Below are 20,032 nucleotides of genomic sequence, written 5' to 3'. Positions count from 1 at the left end.
ACTAAGTCAAAAAACTCCTTTCCTCCTGTTATTGCTCCTTTGATAAAAGCTTCTTTCATCTTTTAACCCTCCCCTAACTGATTTCTAACTGTATTTGTTATCTTTTTACCGAATACGGCTCCTGCCGCAACTCCTGTCCCTGTTCCTGCACAAGTACCAACACCAAAACCGATTCCGGCTCCTAGGGGGCCTGCTAGGACCATTCCCGTCCCAGCTCCAATACTCGCTCCTGATAACCCACCGATAGCGCCGCCAGCTCCTGCCATTGCTATCACCCCTAAACCTTCGAGTCCCTTGTTTTTAAATATCTCCGTGCCATTAGCAGAAAAACTAACTAATTTAACATTTTTCATAGTTTCATTCTCCTTTTTTTAAAGAATTTGTGACGTTTACTGTTAATGCTATTTCATAATGTCCAAAAGTTGATGGTATTGTTTGTCCAGGAATTGACGGATATAATGTCCTTAACGATCCTGAAGAAAGGAAAAGACGCCTCCCTTGGTGTCGGCTATTACCAGTAGCTCGACGGGAGACGTCTCTTGACATGATATGATAATCGTCTCTCATTATAACATAGAAGAATGCACCTCGAAAGGCGTTTTTTATTAGGTGTGCAGAAAAGGTTCCTTGTCCCTGTTGCAGTCATACAGCGTACAAGGTCATTGGCTCCAGAGAACGGAAAGTAAGAGAAGACAGCGGTGAATCCCGTACATTCATCATTAGACGGTTGCGCTGCAGGGGATGTGAAAAGATCCATCATGAATTACCGGATGTGATTGTGCCCTATAAACGATACGGTGCGGATGTCATCGAGGAGGCGACCCGCCCCACTGGCCACCTGACGGTGGCAGCTGATGAATCGACCCTTTATCGTTGGCGGTATTGGTTCTTTGATCTGATCGATTACTGGCTCTTTATCCTTCAATCTCTCTTCATCCAGTTCCGGGAAAATGAGACCTCAGCGATCGACCTGTCCAGTCGGAAGCTGCCTGCGCATGAGCGAATTGGACAATGGTTTGGTGCAGAAGGCGGATGGCTGGCAAAGATTGTCCGCCCGGTTGCCAACCATCATTTTTGGATACATACCCGTTCTGCCTTTTTGTCCAACAGTCCGTGAATTACACTTCAACTATCCGAACAAGAAGGAGTGTTGAAAGTGGCAAGGACAAAAGCGGAAGAACTCGCAACCCATCGGTTTCAGATGATTGCGCCTCTATTGAATGAAAAGTTGGATGCCCAGGAACTGCAAAAGCTCCGCCGGCAAATCTGTGAGCGGCACGGCCTCTCCGAACGCACCATCCGACGCTACGTCGCGCAGTTCAAGAAGGAAGGCTTTGAAGGGCTGAAGCAGAAACCATACCGTTCGGTTCCCCGGGAGCTTCAAGATCACGTGGTGGAGCAGGCAATCCTCCTGAGACGAGAGGTTCCGAGCCGGAGCATCGCCTCGATTATCCAGATTCTTGAGTGGGACGGTGTCGTCGCAAAAGGCGAATTGAAGCGCAGCACGTTACAGGAACGCCTGTCAAAACAAGGGTATAGCGCCCGTCAGATGAAAATGTATCATGAGACATCGGGCGCCGTGCGGCGATTTCAGAAACGCCGTCGGAATGCCCTCTGGCATTCGGATATCAAATACGGACCCTACCTGCCGATCGGGCCAAACGGGACGAAGAAACAGGTCTACATGGTGGCGTTCCTGGATGATGCGACCCGCTTCCCGCTCCATGTGGCATTCTATCCGATGTTGGATGCGCGCTGCGTGGAAGATGCATTTCGTGAATCCATCCGGAAGCATGGGGTACCGGAGAGCGTCTACTTCGACAACGGCAAGCAATATCGCACCAAATGGATGGCGCGAACCTGTTCCAAGCTCGGCACACGGCTTTTATATGCCCGCCCCTATTCACCAGAATCGACCGGCAAGGTCGAGCGGTTCAATCGAACCTTTGACGAGTTCCTGCAGGAAGTGCGACTCGAAGAACCGAAGACCGTCGATGAACTGAACGGCTGGTTGGATGTCTGGGTGAAAGAGCGCTACGCCCACAAACCACACAGCGCACTGGACGGCAAGACGCCATTTGAAGCGTTTCGCAACGAATCGACCCAGCTCCGTTCGGTCTCAGCCGAAGAGCTGGCCCATGCCTTCCTGCATGCGGAGACGCGGAAAGTCGATAAATCGGGCTGCATCAGTTTCCAGGACCGCAAATATGAAGTCGGTCTCAACTTTGTCGGCTGCAAGGTGGAAATTACGTTTGATCCGCAGGACACCCGCGAACTGACCGTCGACTATCCAGGTTATGATAGCTGGAAAGCGCGGGAAATGGTCATCACCGAGAAGACTGGGAAGCGACCAGCGCTACCGGAAAAGATGACGAAAGAACCTGCCGGTTCATCTCGCCTCCTGCAAGGGGCCAAAAAAGTGAACGCGGACCGCAAGGCAGCTGCCGTGACACCGAGTGTGCCGGCCGTGAGCTTCCGTCACATCGGAAAAGGGGGTGCGGAACATGTTTGAATCGTTCTTTGAGATGCGTGCCACGCCGTTCTCCCGGGACATCCCGACCGCCGAATTGTACGAATCGAATCAGCTGGAAGAAATCCTTGGCCGGCTGAACTATGCCGCAGAACGGCAGCTCTTCGCGGTCATGACCGGTGAATGCGGACTCGGAAAGACCACCGCCATCCGCCGGTTTACGGATCAACTGGATCCTTCGCGCTTTAAGCTGCTTTATCTGTCAGACTCAAAGTTGACGCCCCGGCATTTCTATAAGGGGCTGTTGGAACAATTGGGACTCGAGTCCAAGTTTTATCGGGGCGATGCCAAGCGGCAACTGCATCGCGAAATCGAACTGATGAAAGGCATCCATAAGCTGACGCCCGTCTGTGTGGTGGATGAAGCCCACTTACTCGACCGGGAGATGTTGGAAGAGGTGCGGTTCCTCCTGAACTTCCGCATGGATGCCCAGAGTCCGATGGCGCTGATCATGGTCGGGCAGAACGAACTGTGGGAGCGCCTTCAGCTCCAATCCTTCGCAGCTATCCGCCAGCGGATTGATATCCAATTCCGGCTGCATCATCTTGACCGGGCGGAGACCGAACAGTACATGAACAAACATCTTTCCTTCTCAGGTGTCGGACGGGATATCTTCAGCGAATCCGCGATTGATGAGGTGTTCAGCTATTCGAGTGGTGCGTCGCGCCTCATCAACAAGCTGGCAACGCATTGCCTGTTGTTTGCGGCGCAGAATGGAAATCGCATCATCGACGACCGGATGGTGAAGAAAGTGATCGAGGGAGAACTGGCCTAGTTCCCCCTCGTTTTTCTCTATTTTTCCGGACAAAGAAACCGTCAGGTTGGGGACAAAAAGAACCGTCAATTTCCAGACAAAATCAGACGTCAATAACAGTTTACCATCGATCGAAGAAATTCTTCTAACAGAATCATTAAGCTATCAAGATACATTTTCAATCCCTCCTTCTTTTGTCAACTTATATAAAATATATACCTTTTTGAATTTTATGTAAATATTTTTACATATAATAAATTTATTTATTTTTTTATTAATTGTTTACTATGTGATAACATAATGTAGAAAGAAAAGGAGAGATGAATCGTGAATCACTACCTTCTGTCATTAGGTGGCTCATTTGCTGAAATCAGACAAGTTTTAAACCTGACTCAAGACGATTTAGCGAACTTGATAGGAGTAAGCAGACCGACAATAGTTAAAATTGAACAAGACCCATCACGCTTGACGAAAACTGTCGCATACGCGTTTTTCGTAGCCATATCCTATGAATTGCAAAAGCGTATAGAAGAAGTGGAGAAGATTGACCCTGAGCAATATAAGGACCCTGAATCCATATATCCTTTTGCCAACAAAATCAAAGGAGCATCGGTATTATCGACAGGAGCTATAGTTACGATTTCGGGACTTGCAACAGGAGCCTTGCTTCCAGGTATCGGGTTGGCGTTCGCCGCTGCTGCTGGATTAAAATATGCATCACTAAAGCAAAAAATGAAGGATGATCTAAGAGGAAAAGTAGAATTAGAAAAATGGGATGAAAACAAAGCCCGAATCATAATTGAAGAAGTTAAAAAGAAACTGAGTGAGGATCGGAAAAGGGTAACATCTTATTTTCAAATAGGGGATTTAAATACTGTCTGCTTTGTGAAGAAAGTAAAAGAAAGCGAACAGGTTTATGACAAGTCAACTGATGCAACGTAACTAATTAAATTATACGAGCCCAAAGAAATTTCATAGTTAATTAAGTATAGATAGGGCGATAACTAAAATGTCATGATACAAGAGATGTTAAGGAGACAGCTAGATTGCAATCAACTTGAACCGATTTGCCGTCATGTGAATTATGTTTTAAGCAAAAGAGAGATTCCGTACAGTTGAACAAAGCAAATCGCTGATTAACTTTTTCCCAACCTATTCCAATCACGAAATGATTATGTGAATATGGCCATTGAATAGGGACAGTTATGCAAGCAAACTAATAATATTAAACGGATATTCCTTAGTTTTGAAGTAGCGGCACCCTCCCGAGAGTGCCGCTTTCATTCTTCTTCTTCCCTCTGCAAATGATTATACTTCTCTTTTAATAGACACATATTATTGTTTTCATCAACAAAGAACGAGTCCTTATCGAAATCAAGCGGTTCATAATGCTCCTTGCGACACGGACTTCCGAGATAGTCGAGACAGTGTCCGAGCATGTCCATGTACTGGTCCCACACTTCCAGCTGCCTTTGGTGCTGCTGTTTGATTCTTTCGGAAAGCACGCTGAGCTCCTCGATCAACCTGCGCATCTGTTCGCCGTCTTGGTGGCAAAGCATGCCAAAATAAATTCCGTGCGATTCGATCAGTTCATCATATCTAGCTGAGTCGCTGTAAGTTAGTTCATTGTAGTTTTTTCGGGTATAGAAATCGATGATGTTTGAATTGTTCATGATAATCCCTCCCTGACTGGTATGCTGTTACCGTACATGCGACTGATTTTTTGTGTCCCTGGGTCAAAAACAATTCTAATTATTTTTGACCCAGGGACACGTTCTTTCAAATGTAATAAACTAAGAAAAGGGATAGTCATTAAAATTTCCGCAGGAAGAGGTGCTAGCAACGTTGTCTACCAAATCGTTCGCTTTGTTAAATCTTCCCGAAGGCTATAACCGATCTTTCCTGAAAAGAGATGTCATGGCTGGCCTTCTCGTTTTTATCATGCTGGTGCCGCAGGGGATGGCATATGCGCTGCTTGCGGGTCTGCCTCCGGTAATGGGGCTATATGCTTCGACCATTCCGCTTATTATTTACGCGCTGCTTGGGTCCTCCCGTCATTTGGCGGTTGGTCCGGTGGCGATGGCTTCTATTTTTCCGGAGTGTCACAGTTTGCTGAGCCACAAAGCCAAGAATATGTGCAACTCGTCATCCTTCTTACATTGATGGTGGGAGTTATGCAGATTATATTAGGGATGATCAATGCAGGCGCATTTATTAAATTCATTTCCCCGAGCGTAATCAGCGGGTTCACATCTGCAGTTGCCATTCTTATTGGATTGAGCCAGCTCGGCAACTTTCTGGGAATTAGCTTATCCAGCCAAAGCCAGTTGTATCCGATTCTGCGAGACCTGACGATGAACTTAGGGAGCGTTCACCTTGCGACCTTTTTTATTGGGATTCTCAGTCTCGTTGTCTTGATCGGGGGCAGAGAGCTGACGACCCGCTTTCCATTTCCGTTTCTGGTGGTGGTCCTCGGGATATCAGCGGTTGTGCTCTTTGACCTGGATGAAAAGGGCGTGGGCATTGTTGGAGAGGTTCCAAAAGGCTTCCCGGATTTTTCTTTTCCGGTGGTTGATCTATATGCTATGCAGATGCTCGTTCCGACCTCATTGACGATTGCATTGATTGCGATGATGGAATCGTTGGCTATTACAAAAACATTGGCAGCAAAAGACAGTCCGCCGTTAAATGTAAACAAAGAATTGCGAGCCATCGGTTTTGCTAATGCTGTCGGTTCTTTGTTTTCTTCCTATACGGTGACCGGAAGCTTTTCCAGAAGTGCCGTCAATCATCGTGCTGGAGCAGTGTCCCAAGTGTCTGCTATTGTGACAGCGCTCGGTGTGTTGCTTACTTTAGCGTATTTGACGCCCCTTTTTTACTATCTGCCAAAAACCGTTTTGGCAGCCATTATCCTTTCCGCTGTTTTCGGGCTGATCAATATCGGAACATTCAAGAATATGTTGCGAATCAAGCCTTCTGATGGGTGGGTGTGGCTTGTTACCTTTGTGGCAACTTTATTGGTTGGAATTCAGTGGGGCTTATTGATCGGTGTCGGTTTTTCGCTCTGTATCTTAATCGACCGGATTTCGCATCCTTATATAGCTGAATTGGGCTTGGATGAAAAAAGTAGAATGTATAGAGACATTGAGCATTTTCCAAAGGCGAAGCTATTGCCGAATACCTTGATCATCCGAGTTGATGCACGGCGTCATTTTTCAAATGTCGACTATTTTAATCGAGTGGTTGAACGAAAGATACAAAAAGCAAGAAAAGACCAGGCAGAACCATTGGATATTATTATCGATATGGCAGGGGTGAATGATATCGATACAATGGGTATAGAAGCATTGGAGAATTTGATGAAGAAATACCATAACCAGGAAGACACCAATTTTTGGCTGGTCCAGCTGAAAGGAGGGATTCGCGAGTTGTTGCAGCGAGCTGAGTGGGAACAGCGTTTCCCTGATGCCCAAGCACACAACTCGCTTGAGAAATTGATCAAAGAAAGAGAAAAGTCGGTTGAGTATATGATTTAGAAGCGGCTGTGGCCGATTTACCGGCTCAAATTTGCTGGCTTTATCTAAGGTTGTCTTTGTATTGATTTGGGGTTACTCCCATAGCAGCAAGTTAAGGAACTAAACAGAATATTTCAATGTCCTATCAAAATGCGCTAGCTTTCTTTTGATCATTAAAAGAAAGGTGGCGCTTTTTTATAGAATGAATCTGCCGATTCAAGTGAAGGCAGAGGGAATTCATCAGTTATATGCCGTTCGGTGGTAAATTGAACTGCTACTCAAGTCATGAAAATCTATACTCTAGCTGATAACCTGCAAATCCATGAACCTGGAGCGTCTGCTTTGTCATGTCTATGCGCAGTTGATTACGATCATCCTCTGTACGATGGTCATTTACCGGGTGCGTTAAGCCTTATGGCAGAAAGAAAAAGGCCGGAATTTATCCGGCCACCCCGCCGTCAAACTAGCACACGTGGGGAATTTTATTTCGGCTATAATGGGAAAAAATAAACCGGCGTTGACAAAGGATCATTAAATAGCGAATAGCGCTAAAAAGAAAAAGACACCGCTTGGGGTGTCTTTTTCTGTTGCTCGTCTCTCTGTATCTCCCGCTGATCCGGGAATCAGCATTGGTTATCTGGAACCACCCGCTGCATGGTAGGACGTGCTCCCTTTGGAAACTGCAGGCGGCGTTACGGACCTGTTGAAATTTCCATGCCGTTCCTGGACCACATAAAGGGCGATGCCGCCAAGCAGGCTTGGAATCGCAAATGCGATGAAGGCGTTCTGCGGATCCCAGTTGGTTGCCAGGAGATAACCGATAATCAACGGGGCCACGATTGCGCCGGTCCGGCCGATGCCGACAGCCATACTTAAGCCGGTTGAACGGATTTCCTGCGGGTAGAATTCGGATATATACGGATTCACGAGATTTTGCGTGCCTCCTGTGCATGCGCCGCCTATCGCGATCAATACATATAACAGGAGAAGATTAGACGTTATGCTCAGTGAGACAAAAGAGAGAGCTCCCAGGAAATACATGGACAGCAGCACTTTCCGGTGCCCGACCCGGTCGACGAAATAACCGCCCAGCAAGGATCCGGCTATTTGCCCTACTGCCAAAACCAGGATGAAGGATAAGCTGGACGTAATGCCATAGCCGGCTCCCTGCATGATTTTGGGAAGCCACGTATTCAGCCCGTAGATCATAAGAAGGCCGCTGAACACCATGACCCAAAAAGCGATTGTGCTGACAGCCCGGTTGTCTGAAAACAGCTTTTTGGCAGGAAATCCTTTCGTCCGTTCTTTCACGCTCTTGTATTCATAGTCATCGGTCGCCTGGTAATTTCCCTCAGGATCAATTCTGTTTAAAATGCCCGCCACTTTTTCGCCGTTGTCCCGGACGATATGATAGGAAAGGGATTCCGGGAATTGTTTGAGAAAGAAGGGCAGCGTGATGAGCGGGATGATCCCAAGCCAGTATAAGAACCGCCAGCCGAGATTTTCCATCAAGTACATGCCCGTCAGCGAAGCAACAATCGCCCCGATGGAATAGCCGCAATACATTCCCGCCACAATCATGGCCCGGTTCTTCTTCGGTGAATATTCGGTCATGACGGCAATGACAGCCGGCATCAGCCCGCCCATTCCGAGCGCCGCGATAAAGCGCATCACTGTAAAGACAAAAGCATTAGGGGCCAAACCGGCCAACAGGGAAAATACGCTGAATAAAAACATGCAAATCGCCAATATTTTCTTTCGCCCGACAACGTCGGAAAGCGAACCGAGCAGGAAGGAACCAAGCATCATTCCGACGAGCGTGTAACTACCGATCGCTCCTGCTTCTACAAGCGTTAAGTTGAATTCTTCCATCATCAACGGCAATCCGATGCCGTACAACGCAATATCAAACCCGTCAAAAGCAATGGCAAAGAAACACCAAAGAAACACGAGCAAATGAAATTTATTGAATTTGCTTTCCGCTACAACCTGCGTCGTCTGTACAATCCGCATTTCATTTTTCCTCCGCCCAAATTTTTATCGTGATGCATTCGCTTTCCGTTAAGCGACCGGCATGCCATTCCCTGCAAGGAGCCGGCGCGAATGGATATCGCCGGCCGGAAGATCTTTTAGTGACATTCCTGATCTTATTTCCAGACGTCCCCGGCGATATCCACGACATGCCGAAGCTTCGCCCACTGCTGTTCTTCTGTCAGTATATTGCCTTCTTCAGTGGAGGCAAACCCGCATTGAGGGCTCAGGCTGAGCTGGTTCAGACCGACGTACTGCGTAGCTTCTTCAATTCGTCTTTTGATGGTTTCTTTGCTTTCCAATTCCCCGAATTTCGATGTCACCAGTCCCAGGACAATGTTTAGGTCGGGTCTGTTTACAAAACGGAGCGGTTCAAACCCGCCTGCGCGGTCATTGTCATATTCCAGGAAAAAGCCGTCGATGTTCAGGTGTCCGAATAATTGCTCTGCGACCGGTTCATAGCCACCGGAAGAAATCCAGGTCGACCGGAAATTCCCGCGGCAAATATGCATGGTTACGTTCAAGTCGGCGGGTCGGTCCGCCAATGCTTTATTCAACGTCTGCAAATACATTTTGACGAGGTAGTCGGGATCCGTTCCTTTTGCGCGGAGCTGCGCTTTTTGCTCTTCTGAACACAGGTAGGCCCAGGCGGTATCATCCAGCTGTAAATAACGGCAGCCTGCATCATAGAAGGCCTGCAATGCTTTTTTATACGTCTCGGCTAAATCATTGAAGAATTCTTCGTCGTCGGGATAAACCGCCCGATCGACCTCGCCGCGGAAGTGGAGCATGCTCGGGCTTGGAATGGTGAATTTCGCCACATGGTCCCCGGCTGTTTGATGAAGAAACTTGAAATCCTGTAGCATCGGATGAGCTCCGAAGTCCAGTTTGTCTGTTACTTTAATGGCGCGGGACTTTGTTTGCTGTTGGTGGAACTGAATCCCGTTCCCTGTCCAAAAACCCTCTACGCCAACCAGGTCTTCCAGAAAGTCAAAATGCCACCAGGCTCTGCGGAACTCGCCGTCCGTCACGGCCTGCAGTCCAATTTCCTTCTGTTTCGAAACGATCCGGCTAATTTCCTGATCCTCGACTTGTCGCAATTGATCGGAAGAAATTTCCCCGTCAACTCTCTGTGCGCGCGCTTTTTTGATCAAATCCGACCGTAGAAGACTGCCAACCTGGTCAGCCCGGAAAATTGTCGGGTTTTGTTTGGTATCCGTTAATGTTTGCATCATAAAACCTCTTTCTCTCTTTTTTCTTAGTTTTCAGTATCCTATCATGGTTTTTGGGTTATAGTGTAACTGATAAAAGTAATCGGCTGTTATAACTGAAAGCTATAACAGGCTTAGTTTGTATTCCAAAAGTATATTTATGTTCGAAGAAAAAGAGGGATTAAACATGAAGTTGCATCAGCTGAGGTATGTGATAGAAGTGGTGGCGTGCGGTTCGATCAATGAAGCTGCCCGCAGGCTGTATATTTCCCAGCCCACTTTATCAAAGGCAATCAAAGAACTTGAGAAGGAACTTGGCATCACGGTATTCACGCGTACATCAACAGGGATCTCACTGTCTTCAGATGGAGCAGAATTTCTCGGATATGCAAGGCAGGTGGTCGAGCAGGCCGATCTGTTGGAGCGCCGCTATTTTAATACTGTTCCTTCCCGGCAATTTTTTTCAGTTTCCACCCAGCATTACGCCTTTGCGGTAAATGCGTTTGTCGAGATGATTAAAAAGCATGGAGAAGACGAATATCAATTTACTCTCCGGGAAACAAGGACCTATGAAATCATTGAAGACGTAAAAAATCTGCGCAGTGAAATCGGGATTCTGTATGTTAGCGCCTTTAACGAAAAAGTCATGCTGCAACTGCTGAAAGAGGAAGACCTGGATTTTCATGTGCTTTTTACAGCAAAACCGCATATTTTCGTCAGCTCTCAAAATCCCCTTGCGAAAAAACCGGCTGTTACTTTAGCAGATTTGGAAGAATACCCGCGCCTCAGCTTTGAACAGGGGGAGTTTAATTCATTCTATTATTCAGAAGAGATTTTCAGCACAATCTCCAGCAAAAAAAGCATCCAGGTCAGTGACCGGGCAACCTTGTTCAACCTCCTGATCGGATTGAACGGGTACACAATTTCCACAGGCATTTTAAGTTCAGATTTGAACGGCTCAGATATCATACCGGTTCCGCTTGCGGAAGAGGAAGTTATTACCGTGGGATGGGTCGTCCATAAAAAAACGCAATTGAGCCGGATGGCGAAAGTATATTTGGATGAACTGAAGCTGTTCATTCAGTAGTGTTGCGTCCCTGTGACAGAAACTCTTCAGTTTATTCACGGCAATTGTATGAAAAAGGAGCCATCTCCAGCAGGACCAACTGATTTTTAGCGTGGCTTTTGTATTTTTATTAGAAGTGAGAACCAATCATTATTGAACGGAACACAGTGCTAGAGCGCAATAGAAACTAATAGAAGGCTAGTGGAGACGAGTAGAAGTGCGTAGTGATAGAGCCCGTATAATTGTGTGAAAAGAAAAAAGGCATCAAAATCCCTCATGTTACAGAGAAAACAAAAACACCTTGCATTGAAAATCGGGTATGGACGTCCCGACAATCAACGCTAAGGTGTTTTTTATTGATGAAATAAACCTGCTCTAAACAGCACGATATAGTTTTAGATCGATTCTACCGCTTCCGGAACAGGGGTGTCCCCGCCAATCACCTGAAAGCTCTTGCCGATCGTTGCATCATTTTTCAGCGTGGCGACAATCACTCTTGCGATATCTTCGCGCGGGACTTTGATGCTGTCCGTGTAATTGCTGTCTTCTTTTACATTCACTCTTTCAGCGAGTTCCACCCGGTTGCTGCCCGGATCATTCGTCAGTGCACCGGGGTGCACGATTGTATAATCCAGATCAGTCGATTTGAGCCATTCATCCGCGTAATGCTTCGCCACCACGTAGGGAGCGAAACTTTCCGGGGCTGACTGGATGGCTTCACGGTCGGTGCTGAATGAACTGACCATCACAAACCGTTTCACGTTGGCTTGTTTTGCCGCTTCGATGGTCTTGACAGCTCCGTCCAGGTCGATCATGAGCGTTTTATCCGGGCCGGTATGCGGTCCGGATCCTGCCGTGAAGACGACTGCATCTGCGCCTTCAGCGGCCTTGGCGATTACGTCGATATCATCCTGAAGGTTCACCACCGCCACTTCAGCTCCGAGATCTTCGAAGTAAGCCGCTTGTTCTTCCGACCGGATCATTGCTTTCGCTTCCAGGTTCTCATCTTCCTGAATGAATTTCACGAGATGTTTGCCGATCTGGCCGTTCGCTCCTGCAATTAATACTTTCATGTTCTCACCCTTTCTGATTTCCTACCCTTATACTAAGGTTCACCGGATTTGAAGTAAAATGATTGATTCCTGGCAGTTCCTTCTGCACCGGTCCATTTTGTCCCGGAAAAGCCGGCTAACAGGAGGAAGCGGTCATGACTGTTTCGGGGTTCTCATCCCATAAATGTTCTTTCGCTTGTATCCCCGGTCTCCTCATTCCTTCTATATAAAGGATAAAGAATGCCGGTGGGCGTTCTGAACTCCGAGGAGAGGATATCATGGCAACAGAACGCTTTATCCGGAAAATGGACCACAGCATCTACGGCAGGCTTTATCAATTCATCGAAGTCGACGCGGAAACAGGGGAGGAAGCGGTCGTCGAGCCGTTCAGCGCCGGGCTGTTCCGGAAAGTCGAACAGCAGGAACTGCGGGAATTGCTCGCGATCAAGTCGAAACGCGGAGCGGATGCGGTGGGCTTTTACCGGGAGGACAAGTTCTTCGTGCAGAAAGGCTCGAAATTCACCGCGTCCACTTCGGCGAAATGCCCGAAGCGGTACATCAAGCTAAGGGAAGAGCTGATTCTGCAGCAGCAGCTCATCCCGGTCCACGGCCAGCTGCTGCTGATGGCGGATATCGCGTTCGATTCCCCACGGACAGCCATGGGCGTCGTGATTGGCGGCTGGGCGAAAGGGCTGCATAATTGGAGAGGGCTGTAGACAGCAGCGGAATACAGAGGCGGATGTCCCGGATTGGGGCGATCCTCCTCTGTTTTTTGTTTTCGCAAAAAAATACCTGAGGTTTTAGTGCCAGGCGCCGGTGGTTTTGATAAGAAATTTTGTCTAATTTTGTAGAAATGTCAGAAAAACGTTTATTTTCTCGGCGATAAATGATGTAATTAAAATATTGGTAGGGATAAAATCATAAGTGGTTTTATGGCACTGGCAATATATTAGAATCATGAGGTAAAAAGTATTTGAAGGATATAATATACATGATAAAACATATTAAAAGAATGCGTCTCCGTTCAACTTATCGTTTATTCAGACGATTTAATCTTTAATTATACAAGAATTAGAAAGTGATTTTTCTGATCTTTATGGAGGCGGAAGCCGGTTTACGCAAGTAAAACAGTGAATGGGGTGAAGGGAGTGTCACAGCAGAAACCATTACCGATCCAGTCAGTGAGTTATTTTTTTACGCGGGCGAAAGATACACACCAGGAAGGCGGCCGGGCTTTCATTACCTTGTTCGTACGGCTGACAAAGGAACATACCAAGTATACAAGCACGGAAATCCAAAGAGAGACGGAGTCGGCATGGGCCGATATTCAGGAAGTCCCGAAGGAGCAGGCGGCCCACCAAATCACTATGCTGCCTGACGGGCTGTATACGTATGTGATCGCCGAAGAGATGTATCATGAGCTCCTCCGGCTTTCCGCTGCCTGCCCCGAAGCGCTCTGCCAGCTCACGCCGATCCACCGGAACCGCAAATTCAAGCGGTTCGGCTGAGCAGGAATCCATCGCCGGCAGAGGATTTTTCGAAAGGGACGAATCGAATTGAAAAAAAGCTACAGCTTCTTCCTATTCATCATTTATCTTCTGACAGGCATCGGCACCGCGCTGCTGCTGCTCGTCTGCATCTCCTGGCTGACGGATATGCAGCTGGGGAGCAGGGAATCCCTGCTGGGCGCTTCCATCGGTGTCGGGCTGCTTCTGGGCTCGGTCAATTTCGTGATTTTCCATTTCTTTGTCCAGCACCTTGCCAAGCATTTCCGCTCGGTTCTCCAGCAGGTGCGGGAAGGGGATTTCAGTGCGAGGACGTCCCTGAAGAGCTATGATGTGATCGGTGAATTGGCGGATGACGTCAATAAGGCCATCGAACTTCTTGAAAAAACGAAAACCCAGATTCAATGTGACGATCTCACCGGCCTGCCGAACCGCCAGTATCTTCATGAGTATTTCATAAAAAACAGAGAGCGCACGGCGCCGGGGAAAATGGCGTTCCTGTTCTTCGATCTGGATAAATTCAAACAGATCAATGACCGGTTCGGCCATGACATCGGCGACCAGGTGCTGATCGAGGTGGGAAAACGGGTGCAGGATTCCCTTGAAGAAGGCGAGGCGCTGGTCCGCCTGAGCGGCGATGAATTTCTGTTGGTCAGTCCGTTACGGAACGAAGGGGACATTCCGCAGCTGGCGAACCGGCTGACGCGCCAATTCCAAAAGCCTTTCCAAATCGGCCAAGTCAGGATTCCCGTAAATTTAAGCATCGGCGTCAGCGTATATCCGAACCATGGGACGGAACTGACGGAATTGCTCAAGAAAGCGGATTTTGCGATGTATGAAGCCAAGAACAACCACCGCCACCAGTACCGGCTGTACCGGGAACAGATGCTGAAAACAAGCAAGCTGTCCAATTACTGAGCCGGCACATGCCGGGTGGGTCGCGGATGAAATGAGACGCACAGTTATCGCTTTACATTTAACTGGGAACCTTGTAATGTGCAAGTAGTTGAAAAAAACGATAAACCGATATTTCCATACGAACGGTAAAATGCCACAGACAATAGAGCTGTCCGCAAAGCCGCAAAGAACAAGTACGTTCTTTGCTTCTTTGCGGCTTTTTTTATGCAGTTAGAGCAGCGGAAGCAAGGATAGACATCTTTGCCGTCCGCCTGAAACGTCATTTGAAGCGTCACCGGCCGATCATGGCTGACACCATATACCGAAAGGGGGCAAGTCATGTCAGAACAATCCGCATCTCAAACAACCAGTCGCTATTATTTCTCACGTGTGAAAGATGTTCATCTTGAAAACGGCCAGGCATTTATCACGTTATTCGCACGCCTGACGATTGAAACACCGGAAGAAAGCAAATGTGTGTGGGTCGACTTGGAGGAGGAGCTTTGGGACCATGCGGACCGGAAGCTGCAAAACGCACCGAATGGCATTTATACGTATCAAATAACGGAAGAGGTATTCCGGGAACTCGAACGCCTCTCCGGGCACCGCCGGTATGATTTATATTCCTTGACCCCTTTATATAAAGCCGTCACATTCAGGCGGCTGGCTCCAAACAGAGACGCCGCGGCAAAAAAGCGGGCAATGGGCGGCGAATGGCTGCTGAATAACTGAGCAGAACAGCAGAACAATTGCCAAGGAATGCCGGATTCATCGTTTCACCTATCATTTTCTTTATAAAGGAGCCCATAACATGTCAGAAAAATTCATTCTCAACACATTGCAGACGATTAGCCAGTCCAATGCCCCTGAAATCACCCATACATTCAACAGCGGCGAGCAGCCGCTTATCAAAGCGACGGGAGTGCCCGGTTCTTCCGGTCTGCAGGTCATTTGGCTGCCTGCGCATTCCGTTAAATACTTTAAGGGCCCCGAATCCGCGGCTGCAGCGATCGCTGCCTATTTGAATGAAGCCGTATCCGCTTGATGGGCAATGAACGGCGCGTGATACCCGCAACGGCCGGCTGAACAGGGAGAAACAATCCGCTTGGAGCGCATAGGAGCTCCAAGCGGATTGTTTTTTTGGTTGCATCTTTTCTTGCATTATTTGCCGGCCGGACGTGGAGCGCGCCGCCGGAATTGCGGCTCGTTTCAGTTCCTTGAATGCAATCTTAAAAGCGGTTTCGGGAAGATTTTGCATCATTTCGCACTAGAGCTTGTGTGATAACTGCTATAGACTGAAGTCATAGGGAAATTTGTTTCTGATGATTGGCTGCGGCAGCCGGGTTCAGCGGGAATCGGCTTTCTTTTAGCAGAAGGGAAACACGAGACGTGAAAGGGGTTCCTCATGTTGAATTTAAAATACTTGGATTTATTGGCGCAGAAATACGACAGTGAAGAAAAAGTGGCCAGTGAAATCATCAATCTTGAAGCCATACTCGATCTGCCGAAGGGCACCGAACATTTCGTGAGTGACCTGCACGGCGAGTACCAGGCATTTCAGCACGTGCTGCGAAACGGTTCCGGCAACGTGAAAGTGAAGATCCGGGACCTCTTCCAAGGGGGAATGCAGGAAAAAGAGCTGAATGATTTCGCGGCCCTCGTTTATTATCCGGAAGAGAAGCTGCAATTGATCAAAAGCCGGTTCAGCAGCAAGCAGGGCCTGCAGGAATGGTACATAGAAAACATTGAACGGATGCTGAAGCTCGTCTCGTATGCTTCGTCGAAATACACGCGGTCCAAATTGCGCAAAGCGCTGCCCAAACAATTTGTGTACATCATTGAAGAACTGCTGTACAAGACGGATGAGTTCACGAACAAGAAAGAGTATTACGCGAAAATGGTCCAGCAGCTCATCGCCCTCGGGCAAGCCGATAAACTGATCATCGGCCTGGCCTACACGACGCAGCGGCTTGTGGTGGATCATCTTCATGTGGTGGGGGACATTTACGACCGGGGGCCGGATCCGCATAAAATCATGGATACGCTCAGCGATTATCATTCCGTGGACATCCAGTGGGGGAACCACGACGTCTTATGGCTGGGCGCTTTTGCGGGTTCGAAAGTCTGCCTGGCGAACATCATCCGGATCTGCGCGCGGTATAACAACCTCGACATTATCGAAGATGTCTACGGGATCAACTTGCGGCCGCTGTTGAACCTGGCGGAAAAGTACTACGGGGATAACCCGGCTTTCCGCCCGAAACGGATTTCCGATGAAAAGCTGACGGAACAGGAACAGCTGCAGATCACGAAGATCCACCAAGCCATCTCCATTATTCAATTCAAGCTGGAAAGCCCCATCATCAAACGGCGGACGTGCTTTGACATGGCGGACCGGCTGCTGCTGGAAAAAGTCGATTACGGCAAACAGGAAGCTGTGCTGCAAGGGAAGACGTATAAACTCGAGAACACCTGCTTTGCGACGATCGACCCGCAACAGCCGGACCGGCTGCTGGAGGAAGAGGCGCAAGTGCTGGATAAACTGCTGTTCTCCATCCAGCATTCCGAGAAACTGGCCCGGCATATGAATTTCCTGATGAAAAAAGGCAGCCTGTATTTACGGTATAACGGCAACCTGCTCATCCACGGCTGCATGCCGCTCGAAGAAGGCGGGACGATGAAGAAAATGGAATTTGAAGGCAAAACATACGGCGGCCGTGAACTGCTCGATGCCTTTGAGGGCTATCTCCGCCATGCCTTCGCCCATCCCGAAGAAACCGATGATTTTGCGACCGATATGGTGTGGTACCTGTGGACCGGGGAAAATTCGTCCCTCTTTGGAAAGCGGGAGATGACGACCTTTGAGCGGTACTTCATCAAAGAAAAAGAAACGCATAAAGAACGGAAGAATCCGTATTATTACCTGCGCGAAGACGAGGAAGTCTGCCGGAACATCCTCGCCGAATTCGGGCTGAACCCCGACCAGGGCCGGATCATCAACGGGCATACCCCCGTGAAGGAAATCGACGGGGAAAACCCGATCAAAGCGAACGGAAAGATGATCGTCATCGACGGCGGTTTTTCCAAGGCCTATCAGTCGACCACGGGAATCGCGGGCTATACACTGCTGTACAATTCATACGGCATGCAGCTGGTGGCCCACCAGCTTTTCAACTCGAAAGAAGAAGTGCTGAGCAAAGGAATCGACGTGCTGTCGATCAAACGGCTGGTGGACGAAGAGCTGCAGCGGAAAAAAGTGAGGGAAACCAATACCGGGGAAGAACTGTTGCAGGAAATCGCTAATTTAAGCAGCCTGCGAAAGCATCGGTATATGAAGTGATGCTTGGTTTCCTCAAATAAGATCGGGGGAGCCGGACAGAGGATTACATTGATCGGTCATGCTGGTTCGGAAATGTGTTTGGAAATAGAAGGACGTCCGCAAAGTGGTTCATCACTTTTGCGGATGTCCTTTTTAGTGCTATTCATAAATGTATATTCCCGCACTTTGCAGGGTGGCTGAATCGTCATTCTGATAATTAGGAGTTGGACCTGCAAAGAAGGAAAGAAAGCTGCCGACTGGAGCTTGTTATTTTTTCGCCGTTGCCATCATGGTCTCGGGTGTGCTAATCCGGACAAGGATCATCGATGGAATTTCAGGTTTCCTCGTCAGTGTGATTTCATGGGATATGGTGCTTCTTGTCCTGTTATTTGCAAAACTCCAGTAGAAAAACCGCCAAACCACCAGTCAAAGTTGAACTGGCAATTAGCGGACTTTTAACAGGGATTTAACATTTATAACTTCATCAGCATTCCATCCAAAGGCTTTTCCATTAATTGTTCCATCCAATCAGCAGCTTTAATCAATTTTGAAAGGTCAGTGCCGGTCTCGACCTTCATCTCATGAAACATATTGACGATGTCTTCTGTACAGACATTGCCGACGGCCTTAGGGGCAAAAGGGCAGCCGCCGAGCCCCGCAATAGAGGAGTCGAAATGACGGATGCCAGCTTGGTATCCTGCTAAAACATTTGCGATTCCGAGACCGCGGGTATTGTGAAAATGCAGTCCGAGCTGGACGTCGGTTTTGAAGTGGTTTTGAAATTCATTGACAATTTCTTTCACTTGAAGAGGATTCGCTAGCCCGGTAGTATCCGCCAATGTAATTTCTGATGCTCCGGCTTTAACAAATGCTTCTGCCACTTCAAGCAGCCGGCTTACCGGCACTTCTCCGGAAAAAGGGCAGCCGAAAGCAGTGCCGAGAACACCAGCCACTTTTTTCTTCATTTGTACGCTCTCGTTAATAACTTTCACAAGTTCATCGACACTTTGCTCCACAGTTTTTTTGGCGTTTTTAAGATTGAATTCGTCGCTTGTTGCTGTGACGATATGGAAAGTCTCCAGATTTGTTTCCAATGCACGTTTCATACCTGAATAATTCAAGACAAGGCCTGCGTATTCTACTCCATCGACCCTCGGCGCATGTTTTAATACTTCTTCTGCATCGGCCATCTGCGGAACCACTTTCGGATTCACAAAAGACACTGCCTCGATTTTTTTGATGCCGGCATCAATCAATTTACGGATCATTTGTACTTTATCATCCGTCGAGATTAGCTTCTTCTCATTCTGTAAACCGTCTCTTGGCCCTACCTCGCAAATCTGAATCATTGAGCTTCTCCTTTCCATAACTCTATATTGGGGTTATTCAAATGGATCAACACATCATCGCGGCCTTGGTAAATGTGTTCCTGCATGGCAATTTTGGCTCGCTCAGGTTCCTGGTTTTCTATCGCTTTAAGGATGGTATTGTGAACCTCCAGAGATCTCAATAATTGACGTTCGTTATACCAATAGAAGGACCGGAACACTAAGGGCACGACCACTACTTTGGAAATGTGTGATCGCAAATGTTCGTTTTTTGTCGCTTTGAAAATTTCTTCGTGGAAATTCAGATTTTCTTGCTGGATCTCTTTGATGGTTAAAATATCGGATTTTTTCAGTTTTCTTATAGCCTGCTCATAAGCGACATTCCTCTCGCGCATCCTCACCAGCTCTTCATCTGTGCGATACAATGCAGCTTCGCTTGCGCCGTGACTTTCAAGCAATGCCCGTAAATTATAGATTTGCCGTATGTCCTCAACTGAAAACTCCCTTACTATATAGCCCCGGCGTTTATATGGAGTGATCAGCCCATCTGCTTCAAGCTGCTTGAAAGCTTCCCGTATTGGCGTCCGGCTGACCTGAAGTTCTCCGGCAAGCGCTTCTTCAGTCAAGCGCTGTCCAGGGTGGAGTGAACCGGTTACTATCTCGTTTTTTATATATTCATATGGATTCATCATCTTCACCTCTTTTTTATATTGTATACAATAAATAATGGTGCATCAAATTAAAAAAATAAATATTAATTAAATGTTCATGTAACAAGGTTTATAAGAAGAGTTATTTTTAATTGCAAACAAATAATTTATCTT

General features: G+C 47.7%; 20 protein-coding genes. 13 read left to right on the top strand and 7 right to left on the bottom strand.

Annotated features, from left to right (window positions below; genetic code table 11):
* Positions 1–62: 62 nt before the first annotated feature.
* Positions 63–353, bottom strand: coding sequence for a hypothetical protein (locus B0X71_RS21280; protein ID WP_198038653.1), 291 nt, complete (start codon positions 351–353; stop codon positions 63–65).
* A gap of 251 nt (positions 354–604) precedes the next feature.
* Here B0X71_RS21280 and B0X71_RS17630 point away from each other — a divergent pair, with 251 nt between their 5' ends.
* From B0X71_RS17630 to B0X71_RS17615, 4 genes are all read left to right on the top strand, one after another.
* On the top strand, positions 605–1,117 hold the full coding sequence (locus B0X71_RS17630; RefSeq protein ID WP_077588584.1) for a DUF6431 domain-containing protein: 513 nt from the start codon (positions 605–607) through the stop codon (positions 1,115–1,117).
* 39 nt (positions 1,118–1,156) lie between these two features.
* The gene (locus tag B0X71_RS17625; protein WP_156889802.1) at positions 1,157–2,512 is read left to right on the top strand and encodes a DDE-type integrase/transposase/recombinase; all 1,356 of its coding nucleotides are present in this window, start codon (positions 1,157–1,159) and stop codon (positions 2,510–2,512) included.
* Positions 2,505–3,305, top strand: a complete 801-nt coding sequence (locus B0X71_RS17620) for an ExeA family protein (protein ID WP_077588586.1) — start codon at positions 2,505–2,507, stop codon at positions 3,303–3,305. Before B0X71_RS17625 ends, B0X71_RS17620 begins: the two co-directional genes overlap by 8 nt.
* A gap of 306 nt (positions 3,306–3,611) precedes the next feature.
* Positions 3,612–4,226 carry a helix-turn-helix domain-containing protein gene (locus tag B0X71_RS17615; protein WP_198038652.1) on the top strand — a complete coding sequence of 205 codons (615 nt, stop codon included), beginning with the start codon at positions 3,612–3,614 and terminating at the stop codon, positions 4,224–4,226.
* A gap of 338 nt (positions 4,227–4,564) precedes the next feature.
* Here the strand turns inward: B0X71_RS17615 and B0X71_RS17610 are convergent, their stop codons facing one another.
* Positions 4,565–4,957, bottom strand: a complete 393-nt coding sequence (locus B0X71_RS17610; protein WP_077590653.1) for a hypothetical protein — start codon at positions 4,955–4,957, stop codon at positions 4,565–4,567.
* A gap of 172 nt (positions 4,958–5,129) precedes the next feature.
* On the opposite strand from B0X71_RS17610, the gene B0X71_RS21615 reads away from it, so the two are divergent.
* Together B0X71_RS21615 and B0X71_RS21610 are read left to right on the top strand one after the other, a co-directional pair.
* Positions 5,130–5,447: a SulP family inorganic anion transporter gene (locus tag B0X71_RS21615; protein WP_077590652.1), complete on the top strand. Its 318-nt coding sequence runs from the start codon at positions 5,130–5,132 to the stop codon at positions 5,445–5,447.
* Positions 5,448–5,458: 11 nt separating this feature from the next.
* The gene (locus B0X71_RS21610; protein WP_269750085.1) at positions 5,459–6,820 is read left to right on the top strand and encodes a SulP family inorganic anion transporter; all 1,362 of its coding nucleotides are present in this window, start codon (positions 5,459–5,461) and stop codon (positions 6,818–6,820) included.
* A 612-nt stretch (positions 6,821–7,432) separates the two neighbouring features.
* Here B0X71_RS21610 and B0X71_RS17595 read toward each other — a convergent pair.
* Positions 7,433–8,812: an MFS transporter gene (locus B0X71_RS17595; protein ID WP_077590650.1), complete on the bottom strand. Its 1,380-nt coding sequence runs from the start codon at positions 8,810–8,812 to the stop codon at positions 7,433–7,435.
* Positions 8,813–8,946: 134 nt separating this feature from the next.
* Entirely contained in the window at positions 8,947–10,065 is a 1,119-nt protein-coding gene (locus B0X71_RS17590; protein ID WP_156889914.1) for a 5-methyltetrahydropteroyltriglutamate--homocysteine S-methyltransferase, read from the bottom strand.
* A 163-nt stretch (positions 10,066–10,228) separates the two neighbouring features.
* Between B0X71_RS17590 and B0X71_RS17585 the strand changes: the two genes are divergently transcribed.
* Positions 10,229–11,128, top strand: coding sequence for a LysR family transcriptional regulator (locus tag B0X71_RS17585; RefSeq protein WP_077590648.1), 900 nt, complete (start codon positions 10,229–10,231; stop codon positions 11,126–11,128).
* Between the two features lie 374 nt (positions 11,129–11,502).
* Here B0X71_RS17585 and B0X71_RS17580 read toward each other — a convergent pair whose 3' ends face one another.
* Positions 11,503–12,180, bottom strand: a complete 678-nt coding sequence (locus tag B0X71_RS17580; protein WP_077590647.1) for an SDR family oxidoreductase — start codon at positions 12,178–12,180, stop codon at positions 11,503–11,505.
* Between the two features lie 257 nt (positions 12,181–12,437).
* Here B0X71_RS17580 and B0X71_RS17575 point away from each other — a divergent pair, with 257 nt between their 5' ends.
* From B0X71_RS17575 to B0X71_RS17550, 6 genes are all read left to right on the top strand, one after another.
* Positions 12,438–12,875, top strand: coding sequence for a DUF4357 domain-containing protein (locus tag B0X71_RS17575; RefSeq protein WP_077590646.1), 438 nt, complete (start codon positions 12,438–12,440; stop codon positions 12,873–12,875).
* 432 nt (positions 12,876–13,307) lie between these two features.
* The gene (locus tag B0X71_RS17570; protein ID WP_156889913.1) at positions 13,308–13,667 is read left to right on the top strand and encodes a hypothetical protein; all 360 of its coding nucleotides are present in this window, start codon (positions 13,308–13,310) and stop codon (positions 13,665–13,667) included.
* Between the two features lie 48 nt (positions 13,668–13,715).
* Complete coding sequence (locus B0X71_RS17565; protein ID WP_077590644.1) at positions 13,716–14,582, top strand: GGDEF domain-containing protein; 867 nt, start codon at positions 13,716–13,718, stop codon at positions 14,580–14,582.
* 318 nt (positions 14,583–14,900) lie between these two features.
* Entirely contained in the window at positions 14,901–15,293 is a 393-nt protein-coding gene (locus B0X71_RS17560; RefSeq protein ID WP_077590643.1) for a hypothetical protein, read from the top strand.
* 79 nt (positions 15,294–15,372) lie between these two features.
* Positions 15,373–15,606, top strand: coding sequence for a hypothetical protein (locus B0X71_RS17555; protein ID WP_077590642.1), 234 nt, complete (start codon positions 15,373–15,375; stop codon positions 15,604–15,606).
* Positions 15,607–15,969: 363 nt separating this feature from the next.
* A complete protein-coding gene (locus tag B0X71_RS17550) occupies positions 15,970–17,901 on the top strand; it encodes a fructose-1,6-bisphosphatase (protein ID WP_077591067.1) in 1,932 nt (643 codons plus the stop codon).
* Positions 17,902–18,353: 452 nt separating this feature from the next.
* Here the strand turns inward: B0X71_RS17550 and B0X71_RS17545 are convergent, their stop codons facing one another.
* Both B0X71_RS17545 and B0X71_RS17540 read right to left on the bottom strand, forming a co-directional pair.
* Complete coding sequence (locus B0X71_RS17545; protein ID WP_077590641.1) at positions 18,354–19,229, bottom strand: hydroxymethylglutaryl-CoA lyase; 876 nt, start codon at positions 19,227–19,229, stop codon at positions 18,354–18,356.
* The gene (locus B0X71_RS17540; protein ID WP_077590640.1) at positions 19,226–19,897 is read right to left on the bottom strand and encodes a GntR family transcriptional regulator; all 672 of its coding nucleotides are present in this window, start codon (positions 19,895–19,897) and stop codon (positions 19,226–19,228) included. The genes B0X71_RS17545 and B0X71_RS17540 overlap by 4 nt, the downstream gene beginning before the upstream one ends.
* Between the last annotated feature and the right edge of the window lie 135 nt (positions 19,898–20,032).

This window comes from Planococcus lenghuensis (genome assembly GCF_001999905.1).
GTDB classification, from domain to species: Bacteria; Bacillota; Bacilli; order Bacillales_A; family Planococcaceae; genus Indiicoccus; species Indiicoccus lenghuensis.
Note: the sequence above shows the minus strand (reverse complement) of the source record. Positions and strands in the feature narration are given on the sequence as shown.

Bases quoted from the DNA above. Each gene is read 5' to 3' on its own strand.
- B0X71_RS17580 (WP_077590647.1), bottom strand. From the start codon at position 12,180: ATGAAAGTATTAATTGCAGGAGCGAACGGCCAGATCGGCAAACATCTC.
- B0X71_RS17575 (WP_077590646.1), top strand. From the start codon at position 12,438: ATGGCAACAGAACGCTTTATCCGGAAAATGGACCACAGCATCTACGGC.
- B0X71_RS17560 (WP_077590643.1), top strand. From the start codon at position 14,901: ATGTCAGAACAATCCGCATCTCAAACAACCAGTCGCTATTATTTCTCA.
- B0X71_RS17585 (WP_077590648.1), top strand. From the start codon at position 10,229: ATGAAGTTGCATCAGCTGAGGTATGTGATAGAAGTGGTGGCGTGCGGT.
- B0X71_RS17610 (WP_077590653.1), bottom strand. From the start codon at position 4,957: ATGAACAATTCAAACATCATCGATTTCTATACCCGAAAAAACTACAAT.
- B0X71_RS17620 (WP_077588586.1), top strand. From the start codon at position 2,505: ATGTTTGAATCGTTCTTTGAGATGCGTGCCACGCCGTTCTCCCGGGAC.
- B0X71_RS17555 (WP_077590642.1), top strand. From the start codon at position 15,373: ATGTCAGAAAAATTCATTCTCAACACATTGCAGACGATTAGCCAGTCC.
- B0X71_RS17545 (WP_077590641.1), bottom strand. From the start codon at position 19,229: ATGATTCAGATTTGCGAGGTAGGGCCAAGAGACGGTTTACAGAATGAG.
- B0X71_RS21610 (WP_269750085.1), top strand. From the start codon at position 5,459: ATGCAGATTATATTAGGGATGATCAATGCAGGCGCATTTATTAAATTC.
- B0X71_RS17540 (WP_077590640.1), bottom strand. From the start codon at position 19,897: ATGAATCCATATGAATATATAAAAAACGAGATAGTAACCGGTTCACTC.
- B0X71_RS21280 (WP_198038653.1), bottom strand. From the start codon at position 353: ATGAAAAATGTTAAATTAGTTAGTTTTTCTGCTAATGGCACGGAGATA.
- B0X71_RS17595 (WP_077590650.1), bottom strand. From the start codon at position 8,812: ATGCGGATTGTACAGACGACGCAGGTTGTAGCGGAAAGCAAATTCAAT.
- B0X71_RS17590 (WP_156889914.1), bottom strand. From the start codon at position 10,065: ATGATGCAAACATTAACGGATACCAAACAAAACCCGACAATTTTCCGG.